Here is a 13,604-nt window from a genome sequence, read left to right as displayed (position 1 = left end):
CAATATATGAAAAATTCACAATAGTAAACACGAAAATATCCACACACTCATATATCGATCCGTCTTTAACACCTCGTCGCAAAAGCAGCGGCCCCAACCCAGAATGCAGACAGGGCAGAGCCGCCGATGTAGTCAAGCTAGGATTCCAGACGCCGCTCAATCGCTTCAGACATCGTTTTATCAGTCAGATGGGCATAGACCTCTGTCGTCTCCGTAGAGGCGTGTCCAAGCTGTTCCTTGGTCTTATAGATATCATTCTGCAAATAATAGTCGGTTGCAAAAGAATGGCGCAGCTTGTGAACTGTCAAATAAGGCTTGCCGAACCGCTTAGCGTATTTGATGATCATCTCCTGCATAGCCCGCTTGGTCATTCGTTTGCCCTCCTGACTGCCGTTGGGGAGAGCGATGAAGAGTGCTTTTTCTTTCTTGGGAGTTTTGTAGCGTGAACTTCGCAGACTCAGATACTGTGTGAGATCATCCTTGGCTTGTTCCCGGAAATAGACTGGGGTTTTAAAGGTTTCATCATTGTGCCCCTTGCGGTATACATACAGCATTTTATTGTTCAGATCCAGATCGTCCACGTTGAGATTAACGACCTCTGATACACGCAGACCGGAGTTGAGAATCAGACTGGCGATGCAAGCATCCCGTTCCCGATTGATTTGAAAAGAATAATAGGCCTGTTTGTTGCCCTCGACATCGCGCCCATATCCCTCATAAATGTAGCCTACGAACTCTAGTAACTCTTCTTCCTCTAGAATTTTACCCTTCAATTTGGCGGCTGTATCCTTTGGCTTGTGAATGCGTTTGATCTCCACCTTGGCCATAATATTGCGCTTGAGCAGGGGGTAGAAATCCTCATCTTCCGCAATTTGGCTCAGATAATGAAACAGGGAGCGAAGAGAGGACAGCTTGCGGGAGACGGTGACTTTACTGTTCGTACTCTCCGCACGGGTTGTGAGATGCAGCCGATAGCCGATAATGCTGTCCATATGCAGCGTCTCCAGCTCCAGCAGCGTTATTCCGGCGTTACTCTCTGCAACGGACAGACCCTCCGCACGCAGCCAATTGAAAAATGACTCATAATCCCGGATATACTCCAGCAGCGTGGAGGGAGAAAGGTCAGGCCGTTTATAATCGATAAACTGCTGCACAAACCAGGGCATGAGCGGCAGCTTCAGGTCCAGATGCTTGCGATCGTTGGTCTTTTGAATGCTCATCAATAATCACCTTCTTGTATGTATTCCATCAGGTACTGTCTCCTTATCTTATCATGTTTTGTGAGGCTTGACCCCAAATGTAGGATGCTTGCAGGTGGACGCGCCTTGCTCCTGAAGAGACAAAGTTATATGATGAGTTATAAAAAGCGACTTGCAGGGGTGAACCTCATGGAACTTGGAATTGAGCTGGTTCCCAAGGAACGTAAACAAGTGATCAGCAATCTGATGCAGCTCTACCTGTATGATTTCACGCAGTATCTGGAGATTGATGTGAATCGCGACGGGCTTTTTCCGACATATCCGGGGCTCGAAGCCTATTGGAACAGCGGGAATAACAAATTTGCCTACCTGATGACGGTGAACGGTGCGACAGCTGGCTTTGCGTTGGTGGACAGGCTGCTGCGTAGCACGGAAGGGCAGTTCTATATGACCGAATTTTTTGTAATGAAAAAATACCGCCGCACCGGTGTTGGCACCTGGGCTGCGCACAAGCTTTTCGACATGTTCCCGGGTGACTGGAAGGTGTCACAGGTCCGTGCCAACATTCCAGCCCGCAATTTTTGGCACCGGGTGATCGGCAGTTATACTAATGGGGCTTTTCAGGAGCGGTTTAATCCGAGAGAAGGTAATCCCAGCCAATATTTCAGCACATTAAATATCAATACTATAAAATAGTGCCTCGAAAACCTCTGTTCTATCTTTGGAACGGCAGGGGAAGGACACTCTGGCTCAGCACCGGTTTGCTTCCATCCGCGTGGATACGCAAATAAGTGCATTTTTGTACCTTAATTCGGCGGCAACGAAGGGGGAACATCGATTAAGGGCACTTTTGTATGTTAATTCTTTGGGGATGTCGCCTTTTTAGGGATATGTAGGGAAATAAGGTGCAATAATGCTCTTAATTCCCTTTTTCACGCTAAAATCATCAATATAAGGTACAAAAATGCCGCTATTTAAACACTGAGTAGACTTTGGAGAACTTTGGAAAAAGAAACGCTACACGAAGGAAAACGGTGGCACAGCAGCTTTAGCAGCACAGGCGATCAAGTGAAAGCTTGGGTATTCTGATGCCCTAAACTTGTGTATCTACATGAGCAGCCCTTTAAAAGCATCGATTACCTCTTGGGGTAAACGATGCTTTTTTGGTGGAAAGAGAAGGAGACGAAAATATAGTTAACATAATAATAATTAGGTAAACTTATAGTTTGCTTTTGTCAGTAACATGAACAATTAAGGGCAGTGATCTGGCAAATGAGCAAATGGGCAACTAACCAACTATCAAAAAAATAAACAACAAAATGAACAAAGCAACAAAATGAACCAACCACCGAATCAAAGCAATTAGCAAAAAGAAACCCAAAATTCTGTAATTTCAACATATGAAAAATTCACAATAGAAAACCAAAACAACCCTCTACATCTATCTCATACAACGCAAATACACACGCTAATCATATCTATCAACAAAACCATGGAAAAAGGTAACCCTCACCCCTCTCACTTTACTTAGAACTCTAAGTTTTCATGTTTCATAAGTGTCTGCCTGATTGTAAAGGCCGTTTCAAGCGACACAGCGGCGTGAGCAATCGAGAGACAAGAATCTGTTCCATGCTGAAGGGCATGGGCCACATGTTCAATGCTTTTCTCATACGGATCGGCTCCTTCAAGGTGAATTTGCTGCCGGCCTTGTGATGTATATTCCAACAACGTGCACTCGGCAGGGCCTGTGCCATAATCGTTCTCATTATATACAAGCTTACCGTGTTCAAAATAAGCCTCATATCCAACCATAAAAGGATACTTCTCCGGCATTTGTGAAGACGCCATCACCTCAGTCAATCCTTCAGGGTGCTGTAAGGTTACTCGTACCAAAGCCTGACCTTGCTTCTCAGCGTTTGTCCCCCAAACCATAGCCGGATTGTGCGGACCCCGGATTCCACTAATAAAATCCAACTCATGGATCATCAGATTCGTCGCGATGAGTTTCAGTCCGAGATCCCCCCACAAGGGAGGTGTTTCTCTTTTAAGGGTAAGAGAGAGGAGCTTGCCATATTTTTGCCCCGAGATTACGTTATGCAGATAGGTGTAAGGGGGATCAAATTTAATAAACTGGTTCACAAATACACGACGTCCGTAGGTCTGTTCGGCCTGCTGCATCGCCAGTAGATCCTCCTCTGTCAGACACAGCGGTGTTTCGCAGAAGACATGCTTTCCATGCTTCAGAGCCTGAATCGTGTATTCACGGTGAAGTGTAGTGGGGAGGCAAATATCGATCAGCGAAACCTCTGGATCTTGCAGAATGTCATCGATGCGGGTTGTGACATCCACCTTGTATTCACTTTGCAAATGCTGTAGTTTACCTTCGTTTCTTCCAAATACAATGATGCTTTCCGCGAGTCCTGACTTTTGCCATAACTGAGTGTGATATGCTCCGAATCCGGTGCCCAAAATTCCAATTTTCATTGTTATTACTTCCTTCCTTGTATAGTCTCTATGATATACTTCAATTGTTGACAACAGATTGGCAAGAATTAAATATGGCTGAGGAGAATCTCAATTGAGACTGCACAGGTTGATCGCAATGTTGTTATTGATGGAGTCTCGGGGCAAAATGAAGGCCAGTGAACTAGCCGCTGCGCTAGAGACGTCCGTGCGCTCGATCTATCGAGATGTGGATGTACTGGCGGAGTCAGGTATTCCAATTCTATCTACGCCAGGTCCTAATGGCGGTATTTCGCTAATGGAAGGCTATACGCTTCAGCTCAAGCAGCTGCACGGGGAGGATGTAGTCCATTTATATTTGACGGGAATGGGTATCCACACAGCAGCGGGGAGTGAATCGGGATTGAAGCTGAAGAGTGCTCTTTTGAAATTGGAAAAGACACTGCCACCCGCTTACCAGGAGGATGTCACAAAGGCTAAACAACGGTTTTATTTCGACGATACGCCATGGTGGATAGCGCGTGCAATCATTCCTTGTCTGGAAGCCTTGAGATTGGCCGTCTGGCGGACAAGAGCTATAGAGATTCAGTACCGCAAAATAGATGGTAGCGAGAGTATTCGTCTTGTGCATCCATATGGGCTAGTGGTTAAGCTCGGTGACTGGTACTTGGTCGCCTATTGTCTAAAGGCAAGGGAAATACGTACCTTCAAATGCGAGCGTGTTGTGGCGGTTAAGCTTTTGGAAGATCCATACACGATTCCAGGAGACTTTTCGCTGGAAGAACATTGGCACTCGCAGCAGCAGAATTTCAAGCAGGCGCGGAAGGTAGCGGAGCAGTATGAAGTTATACTCAAAGTAGATCTACAGTATGTTCAAGCGCTCGGGAATCTGGAGATCATAAACGTGGTAGAAAAGGGGGAACAACAGCTGCTTACCGTGAATATGTACGACTATGAGTCGGCTTGTAACACAGCAATGAAGCTTATGGGCTATGCTGAAATCGTCGAGCCTGTAGTTCTTAGGGAGTTTGTCAAAGAACGAATCTTCACAATGTCCCGGAAGTACATAAGTTAGTTTACGGAAATAATATTATGTTAACCAATTATCCCGCAAGCATTAATCGTTCTTTGAATTACATTTCACTTTAAAATCTCCTATATGCGCTAAAATAAAAACCCGGCCAAGAGATCTAATCTCTTCACCGGGTCTTGTCAGTTTTATTGAAGATGTAATTAAGCTATATCCATGCGCTCCCTCGCTTGCACAGTCTCTCGCTCTCTGGCAGCAAGCTTTTTCTTGGCGATGAGCAGGAAGGGGATACCGAGAGCTATGATTAATCCCAGCGGGAGAAAGACGGCAGGTCCGTTCTGCATGCCGAACTCATCCAACAGAAGACCACCTATAATCGGGGCTATTACGTTCCCCAAGTTGTTAAACCCGATAACGCCAAAGTAGGTGCCTTTCAATTCAGGTTTAGCGATCCGGTCGATCAGCATATCCATCATCGAGGCGAGCAGTACTTCACCGATTGTATATAACACAACACTAAAGCTCATTAAGCCAATGCCTCCAGCTAAGCCGAAGAGCATCATACTGCACGCAAGAAGAGCATTCCCTAAGATCAACGGGACTAGGGGTGAGAATCTGCGGGCGATCCGCACAACAGGATATTGCATAACCAATACGGTCACTGCGTTCAGCGATAGCATATATGAGAACAACTGCTTGCCATTAGAAAAGTGCGTGTTCATGGTTAGATATTGCGCTAGCGTGGAATCAAAAAGTCCATAAGCCATGATACAAAAGATCGTACCAATGAGTACCGGCACGAACACGCCATCCTTCCCTGTAGTGGTTAAGGCTTCCCGGAGACGTGGTGTCGTGACATCGGTGTGAACGGGCAGAGCGGAGCGATGCAAAGTGAACTGAAGGAAGATGACCAGTCCATAGATAATATAGACGATCCCGGCAATGATAAAAGGAAACTTGGATTGTACCGAGCCGAGCTGCAGCCCGATAATCGGTCCGAATACAACCCCCAGATTGATCGCAGCGTATCTCAGATTAAAAACAAGTAGTTTGTGTTTAGCCGGAGTAACGTCTGATAACAGTGCGCGAGAGCTGGGTTCAAAGACTGCGCGACAGATTCCGTTAAGCATATTAACGAGAAAGAAGACCCATAATTCTTTAGCTGCCGCGAAGCCAAAAAAGACGCCGGCCCAGCTAAAGACGGAAATCAGCATGATGACCTTCCGGCCGATTTTATCAGAAATGTAGCCGCCGTAGAAGCTGATCAGAATCCCTGCAAGCGAGCTGACGGCAACCGTAATGCCAGTCTGCGTTGGAGAGGCTCCGAGCACTTGGACTAGATAAATAGACAGAAAGGGAATACTCATGGAAGTGACTAAACGACCGAACATTGTACCTACAATGATGGTCCAGGCCAAGGGATGAATCTGCTGCAAATGCTGTTTCATAGCTGTTCTCCTAATTCGCTGTAAATTTTCTGTATCTTTCATAAATGTTTAATTATAATTGTAATGATTAAAGGGGGAAGTAAAAGTGTAATATATTCCTTCATCTTTTCACCTTTTTGAAAAAAGGGGGGGCCTTATGTATAACCAGACTACATCGCATTATTTGTGTATGGCAGAATCTTTAAATCCTGCTTTTCGGCTACATGAACCGCTTCCTGTAAGTATTGAAGAACTTAGCGAGATCCTCTGCTGCACCTCCCGTAATGTGAAATTCATCCTGCGCAAGCTCGAAGAGAAGGGATTAATTCAGTGGCAGCCGGGTAGAGGGAGAGGGAATATGTCCCAGCTTACCTTCCTGCAGAGTAAAGAGGAGATACTGGAGAATAGCTTTCAGGAATTGCTAGGTAAGGGGAAAATAAAAGAAGCGACCTTGGTGCTAGGTAATGCCACCGGAAATGAACCGCTCAAGATACGTCTGCTGGATGAGCTTAACAAACACCTTGGCTTTCAAAGTGAGCCTGAGTCTACTTCGGGACAGGATGTGCTGCGGATGGTTCGCAATCGAGCTTTGGATAAGCTGGACCCTGCCTTTGTCTACTCTGCGTTTGAATGCTATTTGCTCAGCCAAATTTGTAGCACACTCGTGATCTATGACACTGTTAACGATTGCTTTTTGCCGGGTTTGGCTCATATGTGGGAGAGCAGCGAGGATCACACCCATTGGGTGTTTTATCTTCGTAAAGGGGTCCGTTTTCATCATGGAAGGGTCATGACCGCCAAAGATGTGATTGGATCGCTAGACCGTTTGCGAAATTTGCATAGCCCGACACTTTGGTTTTTTCGCGATATTATTAGTGCCGAGACGAAAGGCGAACATTGTGTCCATTTTCATCTGAATCGGCCGAATTTGTTTATCTTGCATTTGTTCAGCAATATTCATATGAGCATTGTGCCCTATGACGTGGAGTTCAGCACAGAGTTTGTCGGTACCGGACCCTACCGGGTCAAGGAACTGAATGAGAATGTTCTTGTGCTGGAGGCATTTGACCAATACTACGGTTTGCGTGCGTTGCTCGACCGGGTAGAAATCTGGTTTGTGCTCCATGACGTTGCGCCAGAACGACAATATGAGTTGCCAGATCAGCTGCTGAAGGCACATGATGCTCGTAATGATAACAATAACCGAATTGATTATCCGGCGCTCGGCTGCCGCTATATTCTGTTCAATTTCCATAAGGAAGGCATACATCACAAGCTTAAGTTTCGGCAGGCCCTGCGTCTGATTTATAACCGGACAGCTATGATCAAGGAGCTTGGAGGCAGTCGATTGACCCCGGCAGACAGCTTGTTGCCTTGGAATAGCAAAGAGAGGAACTGGGAGAATACAGCAGATTCAACAGAGCAGATTAAAGAGCTGCTGCAAGCTTGCGGATATGGCGGTGAAGCAATTACTGCTGCTTTTATGTCTAAAAAAGAAGAAGTTGAAGAAGCGCAGTGGCTGCAGCGGCGTTGTGCCGAGGTGGGAATAACGCTTAAGTTTCACCCGCTTAAGAAACATAACGCCCAAGAGGTTTTGCAGCATGCGGATCTGATATTGGGTGAAGAAATCCTGGAAGAGGATTGGCAGTGGGGAATGATTACCTACTTTAAAAATGAGTCCAATTACTTGCGTATCCTCCTGCTCAAGAGCCAGTGTGATGTTATCGACCGAAGCTTGGAGGATTTTGCGCAGCAGAACGAAGCTGATAGGGCCAGGCTGCTGAATCAAGCAGAGAGTATTTTGCGTGACAATGCCTGGGTGCTTTACGGATGCCATCTTAATAAGAGAGCGCTGTTCGATCAAAGTTTATATGGATTACACACCAGCACCTTTGGTTTTCTGGATCTCTCGAAATTATGGATCAAATCTCCGTTCCAGGGTGTTGTTCCAACTCCGCATAGTAATCGCCGGATGAGTGTATAAAGCCTCTTAAACCTGATTTTAAAGACCCTCTCAAGAAACACAGCAGCGGGGGGCTCATCGCAGGTGCGGAAAGTAGCAGAGTACTATATAGTTAGGCTCAATGTAGAGCTACAGTATGTTCAAGCGCTCGGGAATCTGGAGATCACAAGCGTGGTAGAAGAGGGAGAACAGCAGCTGCTTTACAGTCAATGTACGATTATGGGCCGGCTTGTAACACAGCACTTAAGCTCATGAGCTATGCTGAAATCGTCGACCCTTTAGATATGAGAAAGTTTGTCAGCGAGCGCATCGCTACAATGTTCAGGAAGTACACACCCAAGTTTACGGAAATAATATTATGTTAACTTTACTCTTCCATTGAGTCGTACAAGCATTAACTTCGCCAATTGATCCACTGGTAATAATCGCTCTTAGAATTATAGTTTGCTTTCCGTTCTCGCACACACATGCGCTAAAATAAAGACCCGGCGAAGAGAACTCATCTCTTTACCGGGTCTTGTCCGTTTTATTGAATATACAATTAAGCTATATTCATGGCCTCTCCCGCTTTATCAGCAGCTTTTTCACGGGCAGTCAATCTTTTATGAGCTGTGAACAGGAAGGGGAAAGCTAGCGCGCTGATCAGAGCGAGTGGGACAAAGACGGCGGGGCCGTTAAGCGCACCGAATCGATCCAGCATAATGCCACCCAGCACGGGAGCTAATACATTCCCCATGTTGTTAAAGCCGATCGTGCCGAAGTAAGTCCCTTTAAATTCAGGTTTGGCAATCCTGTCGATCAGCATATCCATCATCGTGAACAGCAATACTTCTCCTACCGTAAATAGCACGACACTGAACATCAAGAGAAAGACACTGCTATTGATGCCAAAAAGAAGCAAGCTCGCGACAATACAGGCATTTCCCAGAATCAAAGGCATCAGTGGTTGAAATTTCCGTGCAGTTCGGACAATGGGATATTGCACAATTAACACAGTGATTGCATTAAGGGATAACATGTAGGTGAAGAGCTGTCTCCCGTTTGCAAAATGCGTATTCATTGCCAAATATTGCGCCAAGGTAGAATCAAAATGGCCATAGCCCAGTATACAGAAGGTGGTTCCAATCAACACTGGCAGAAAAACGCGGTCCCGGCCTGTGGTTGATAGCGCCTCCCGAAGACGCGGAGCTGTGGCATGAGAGCGGGCTGGCATGCTCGCACGGTGAACGTAAAATTGCAGGAACAATACCAAACCATAGACAATATAGACGAATCCCGCGATCAGGAATGGGAAGGTCGACTCAGCAGCACCTAACTGCAAACCAATAATGGGCCCGAAGACAACCCCAAGGTTGATGGCGGCATATCTCAGGTTAAAGACCAGCAGCTTATGATCCGCAGGCGTAATATCTGACAATAGCGCTCGTGAAGTAGGCTCGAACACGGCCCGGCATAATCCATTGAGTGTATTCACAAGGAAAAAGACCCATAAATATCGTGCCTCAGAGAAGCCGAAGAACACAGCCGCCCATCCGAATACGGAGATCAGCATGACAAGCTTACGGCCGATGATATCGGAGATATAACCACCATAGAAGCTAACTAGAACGCCTGCCAATGAACTGACAGCAACCGTGACCCCTGTCTGGGTTGGGGTGGCGCCAAGGACTTGAGTTAGGTAAATCGAGAGAAATGGAATACTCATGGAGGTCACCAGACGTCCAAATAGAGTACCAATAATAATCGTCCAGGCAAGCGGGTGAATGTGCTTCAAGTGTTGTTTCATTGAAATACTCCTAATCCGTTCTGATTTTCTATTTTTTATCTTTATCTTAGGTATAATTCTATCTGAAAAAGGGGGAAGTAAAAGTGTAAGAAATCATCCGTTCTCTTCACCTTTTAGTTTCAAGAAACTGACGTATCGTGAAAAAGATAGGCAAGGTATACCTGTTCTGTTATACTCACGAAGGAGGCTGTATCGACCGGGTCGAATGGTGCTCCTTCGTGATTGCATGAATTGAATAGCTTTACACGTAAGCCATGGAGGTGAACTCGTTGGATTTTGCTCTGATCCGCAAGGACCGAGACAAAAGAACGGTCAAAACTTGACTCTTTTTTTGCCTGTCGGATCCTTTTAGCAGATTTGCTAAGAGGTCTTTTTATTTATCCCAATAAGGTTATAGAGAGGATTTGAACATTTATGGCAAATATGCGTTTTCTGGTTGTAGGTGCAGGTGCAGTTGGCGGTTACTTCGGTGGTCGTCTTGTTCAAAAAGGAGAAGACGTTACTTTTCTAGTTCGCCCGTCCAAACAGCGTCAATTGGCGGATCACGGGCTGAAGGTTAAAAGTGTGCATGGAGATTTCCATACCCCTATCCGCACGATTACATATGGTGACCAAGCGGAGCCATTTGATTGTATCCTCCTGTCGGTTAAAGCCTACCATCTGCCGGGACTGCTGACAGATATCGCCCCTTATGTGGGAGAGCATACATTAATTCTTCCGCTCCTTAACGGCTACGACCATTTTGGCACGTTAGCCAACCATTTTGGCCCGGAGAAAGTGCTTGGCGGACTGTGTTATATTGAATCTACGCTAGATGATGAAGGAACAATTATTCAGACCAGTCCGTTTCATCGTATTGTATTTGGAGAATTGTCAGGCGGGGGATCTGAGCGGTCACAACAATTGTTCAGCCACCTGGATCAGGCGGGGTTCACGGTCGTTCTTTCAGAGGATATTCAGCGTGTAATTTGGCAGAAATATGTATTTATCGCAAGCTTTAGCGGCATTACTACTTTCATGGAGTCTCCGGTTGGGCCGATACTTCACACGCCTGAAGCCATGGAGATATACTCTCGGTTGCTCAAGGAAATTGTCACCCTTGCCCGTCGTGCCGGAATGCCGGTGGATTCAGATCTGGAGGCTACCACCTTGCAAACCATGGTGTCCTTACAGCCATCAATGATGTCATCTATGCAACGGGACATGCAGAAGCAGCTGCCGATCGAAGCCGATCATCTGCATGGTTTTCTACTTGCGTTAGCCGCTTCGGATAAAGGCGATTACCCTATCCTGCAAACGGTATATGCCCGGTTAAAGGTATATGAGAGAGTTGTTTTTCCTCCAGCGGAGTAGGAATAAGGATGGTAATGGAGCTGAGCGTTGTAGCGATTCCTTTCTAACTAAGTTAAAATGAGGCGCATATAATTTAAAATACAGGAGTTGATTATATATGGGACAAGCTTCACAGAAAATTGCCACGTTCTTAATGTTCGAAGGACAGGCCGAAGAAGCGATGAATTTCTATATTTCTTTGTTTGAAAATTCTGAAATCATCAGTATCAAGCGATATGGACCCAATGAGGCCGGTCCTGAAGGAAGTGTGGTCCAGGCTACTTTTTCGTTGAACGGTCAAGTCTATATGTGTATCGATAGCCATGTCAAGCATGCCTTTACGTTCACACCTGCGATATCCCTGTTCGTCACCTGCGAATCCGAAGAAGAGATTGACCGGATCTTTGCAGAGCTGTCGGAGCAAGGACAAATCCTCATGCCATTAGGCGCATACCCATTCAGTCAAAAATTTGGTTGGACCGCTGACCGTTTCGGGGTATCTTGGCAATTAAGTCTTCCGCATCCGCAGTAAGAGCAAGAGGTTTGTTGAGCTTCTCTGAATCATTGAAATAGTGAACACCTCCAATGAATAGCATTTGGGGGTGTTTTTTGCGTCCAGCTCTCACTTCTGTCTCATAGCAATTTCGTGTAGAATGAAAGTCTCTGCACTGTAATGTGGACAATTGGGCGCGTTATGGAGCTATAGAGGATAAAAGGAGGCTAAGACATCTTGAGCTGGACAGAACAGCAGGAACCGTATGTAAGACCATGGATCGCTCAATGGGAGACGACCACATTGCTATCCGATAAATGGATGACTGCTGGCGAAGTCAATTATTGTACCTCCCATACATTAATCGTGATCACAGATGGCCAAGCGATTTGGAATATTAACGGACAGATTGTTCATGTAACGTTTGGTCAATTAATTGCCATCGAAGAGAACTCTTTCGTTGAGGTATTAGAAGGTGGAAATCTGGATTTAGCAGGTTGGCATATCCAATTTCATACGTACTCCATTCTCAAAGCAGAAGGAACGGTAGTGAAAACAGATTGGAAAGTACCGCTAGGTAGTACATACCAGGTTGTGCAACTGACTGGCGGTTTTTTAACGAGCATAAGTGATTCTTTAAATACATTACAGTCTATGGGGATTTCCGAGCAGCTTGTTGAGCATCAGTTTCTTTTATATGGATTATTGAAAAATTTATATCATAAACCAGCGAGTGATCAGCCTACGACAGAAGAAGGCATAATGCGTTCAATTGCTTATATGCAGGAGCATTATCATGAGACGATCACTCGTGAAGAGCTGGCACAGATTGCGGGTGTCAGTCAGTGGCATTATTCTCGCAAATTCGGTGAAATGTGTGGCAAGCCTCCTCTAGACTACCTGGCAAATTACAGAATCCATCGTGCCCAGGAAGAGTTACTACTTACTTCAGCCAGTTCTCAAGAAATTGCCAAAAAAGTAGGGTTTGAAGATGTGCATTATTTCAGCCGTCGTTTCAAACAATTTGCAGGCATGTCACCAAGAAATTATGTGCAGCATTTAGGGGAGCGGCAGGTATTATCGATCTCTGCACTATGCGCCGAGTTGCTCGTCTCATTGGGGATCATTCCCCAAGCTGTAATGGTAACACCTTTATTACTGCCTCAGCATCAACGGGAGCTGTTTGAAAGTCATGGGATTAAACTGCTGGAAGTTCCCCAGTATGAGACTAATATTGAATTTATTCAACAAGAGCGGCCTGAGATTATTATGGGGCATTTCATAACCGAAGATATCAAGAAGAAATTGCGCGGGGTCGCTCCAATCATAACGGGTCTGACTAATGATGTAGAGATCCTGCTCCAACAATTTGGTGCTTGGTTTCATAAACAAGAAGAAGCGAACACGCTCCAGGTTCAAATGAACAATGAAGTGAATGCAGCACGACAACAATTAAGATCAATCATTGAATCAGGGGCCACAGTAATGGTCTTGCGAGTAGAACCGTTCGGATATCGATATTTGGGCGGCACCTCCAGCGGAGTATCACAGCTACTGTATCAGAGATTGGAGCTAGCGCTTCCCGAGTCTCTAAAGGCAGGGGAGGCATGGTTTAACCCTTGTACAATGGATCAATTGTCTGCAGCCGATCCGGCATATTTATTCGTAGAGAAACGCAGGATGGAGTATTTTAATGCGGAAGAAAATATGGAGAAACTAAGGGAAAGTAAGCAGTGGAAGGATTTGAGAGCGGTAAAAAACAATCGCGTATTCTACATTGATACAAGCCTGTGGGTGGATGGGTGTGGAGTCATTGGCCAGTCCATTATCATTGATCAAGTGGTTAGCAGCTTAATGGGGCATGAATAGAGTGTAGCACAATAATCCATTTGAATTCGCACCATTCGCTAT

11 protein-coding genes are annotated in these 13,604 nt (G+C 45.6%); 7 read left to right on the top strand and 4 right to left on the bottom strand.

Going from position 1 to position 13,604, the window contains the following annotated elements:
- Positions 1 to 137: 137 nt before the first annotated feature.
- On the bottom strand, positions 138 to 1,220 hold the full coding sequence (gene xerS / locus ACFORK_RS23715) for a tyrosine recombinase XerS (protein ID WP_379203716.1): 1,083 nt from the start codon (positions 1,218 to 1,220) through the stop codon (positions 138 to 140).
- Positions 1,221 to 1,349: 129 nt separating this feature from the next.
- Here xerS and ACFORK_RS23710 point away from each other — a divergent pair, with 129 nt between their 5' ends.
- Positions 1,350 to 1,895, top strand: coding sequence for a GNAT family N-acetyltransferase (locus ACFORK_RS23710; RefSeq protein ID WP_379203714.1), 546 nt, complete (start codon positions 1,350 to 1,352; stop codon positions 1,893 to 1,895).
- An 831-nt stretch (positions 1,896 to 2,726) separates the two neighbouring features.
- Here the strand turns inward: ACFORK_RS23710 and ACFORK_RS23705 are convergent.
- Positions 2,727 to 3,683 carry a Gfo/Idh/MocA family protein gene (locus tag ACFORK_RS23705; RefSeq protein WP_379203712.1) on the bottom strand — a complete coding sequence of 319 codons (957 nt, stop codon included), beginning with the start codon at positions 3,681 to 3,683 and terminating at the stop codon, positions 2,727 to 2,729.
- A gap of 94 nt (positions 3,684 to 3,777) precedes the next feature.
- Here ACFORK_RS23705 and ACFORK_RS23700 point away from each other — a divergent pair, with 94 nt between their 5' ends.
- Positions 3,778 to 4,737 (top strand): helix-turn-helix transcriptional regulator, encoded by a 960-nt coding sequence (locus tag ACFORK_RS23700; RefSeq protein ID WP_379203710.1) that lies wholly within the window; start codon positions 3,778 to 3,780, stop codon positions 4,735 to 4,737.
- A 158-nt stretch (positions 4,738 to 4,895) separates the two neighbouring features.
- On the opposite strand, the gene ACFORK_RS23695 is transcribed toward ACFORK_RS23700, so the two are convergent.
- Positions 4,896 to 6,140 carry an MDR family MFS transporter gene (locus ACFORK_RS23695; protein ID WP_379203708.1) on the bottom strand — a complete coding sequence of 415 codons (1,245 nt, stop codon included), beginning with the start codon at positions 6,138 to 6,140 and terminating at the stop codon, positions 4,896 to 4,898.
- Between the two features lie 136 nt (positions 6,141 to 6,276).
- On the opposite strand from ACFORK_RS23695, the gene ACFORK_RS23690 reads away from it, so the two are divergent.
- Both ACFORK_RS23690 and ACFORK_RS23685 read left to right on the top strand, forming a co-directional pair.
- Positions 6,277 to 8,103, top strand: a complete 1,827-nt coding sequence (locus ACFORK_RS23690; protein ID WP_379203706.1) for an ABC transporter substrate-binding protein — start codon at positions 6,277 to 6,279, stop codon at positions 8,101 to 8,103.
- Between the two features lie 63 nt (positions 8,104 to 8,166).
- Entirely contained in the window at positions 8,167 to 8,337 is a 171-nt protein-coding gene (locus ACFORK_RS23685) for a hypothetical protein (RefSeq protein WP_379203704.1), read from the top strand.
- A 286-nt stretch (positions 8,338 to 8,623) separates the two neighbouring features.
- On the opposite strand, the gene ACFORK_RS23680 is transcribed toward ACFORK_RS23685, so the two are convergent.
- Positions 8,624 to 9,868, bottom strand: a complete 1,245-nt coding sequence (locus tag ACFORK_RS23680) for an MDR family MFS transporter (RefSeq protein ID WP_379203702.1) — start codon at positions 9,866 to 9,868, stop codon at positions 8,624 to 8,626.
- A gap of 423 nt (positions 9,869 to 10,291) precedes the next feature.
- Between ACFORK_RS23680 and ACFORK_RS23675 the strand changes: the two genes are divergently transcribed.
- The 3 genes from ACFORK_RS23675 to ACFORK_RS23665 all read left to right on the top strand — a co-directional run bounded on the left by ACFORK_RS23675 (position 10,292) and on the right by ACFORK_RS23665 (position 13,562).
- Positions 10,292 to 11,221 (top strand): ketopantoate reductase family protein, encoded by a 930-nt coding sequence (locus ACFORK_RS23675; RefSeq protein ID WP_379203971.1) that lies wholly within the window; start codon positions 10,292 to 10,294, stop codon positions 11,219 to 11,221.
- Positions 11,222 to 11,318: 97 nt separating this feature from the next.
- Positions 11,319 to 11,732, top strand: a complete 414-nt coding sequence (locus ACFORK_RS23670) for a VOC family protein (protein WP_379203700.1) — start codon at positions 11,319 to 11,321, stop codon at positions 11,730 to 11,732.
- Between the two features lie 198 nt (positions 11,733 to 11,930).
- A complete protein-coding gene (locus ACFORK_RS23665) occupies positions 11,931 to 13,562 on the top strand; it encodes a helix-turn-helix domain-containing protein (RefSeq protein ID WP_379203698.1) in 1,632 nt (543 codons plus the stop codon).
- The last annotated feature ends 42 nt before the right edge of the window (positions 13,563 to 13,604 follow it).

Origin of the sequence: Paenibacillus sp. GCM10012306 (assembly GCF_042649265.1) — a bacterium.
GTDB lineage: Bacteria > Bacillota > Bacilli > Paenibacillales > Paenibacillaceae > Paenibacillus_AQ.
The sequence above is the reverse complement of the archived record's forward strand: the minus strand, read 5'-3'. Positions and strand labels throughout refer to the sequence as shown.

What these genes read in the sequence shown, in the direction of transcription:
- xerS (WP_379203716.1), bottom strand. Translation starts at nt 1,220, where the DNA reads ATGAGCATTCAAAAGACCAACGATCGCAAGCATCTGGACCTGAAGCTG.
- ACFORK_RS23710 (WP_379203714.1), top strand. Translation starts at nt 1,350, where the DNA reads ATGATGAGTTATAAAAAGCGACTTGCAGGGGTGAACCTCATGGAACTT.
- ACFORK_RS23705 (WP_379203712.1), bottom strand. Translation starts at nt 3,683, where the DNA reads ATGAAAATTGGAATTTTGGGCACCGGATTCGGAGCATATCACACTCAG.
- ACFORK_RS23695 (WP_379203708.1), bottom strand. Translation starts at nt 6,140, where the DNA reads ATGAAACAGCATTTGCAGCAGATTCATCCCTTGGCCTGGACCATCATT.
- ACFORK_RS23690 (WP_379203706.1), top strand. Translation starts at nt 6,277, where the DNA reads ATGTATAACCAGACTACATCGCATTATTTGTGTATGGCAGAATCTTTA.
- ACFORK_RS23680 (WP_379203702.1), bottom strand. Translation starts at nt 9,868, where the DNA reads ATGAAACAACACTTGAAGCACATTCACCCGCTTGCCTGGACGATTATT.
- ACFORK_RS23675 (WP_379203971.1), top strand. Translation starts at nt 10,292, where the DNA reads ATGCGTTTTCTGGTTGTAGGTGCAGGTGCAGTTGGCGGTTACTTCGGT.
- ACFORK_RS23670 (WP_379203700.1), top strand. Translation starts at nt 11,319, where the DNA reads ATGGGACAAGCTTCACAGAAAATTGCCACGTTCTTAATGTTCGAAGGA.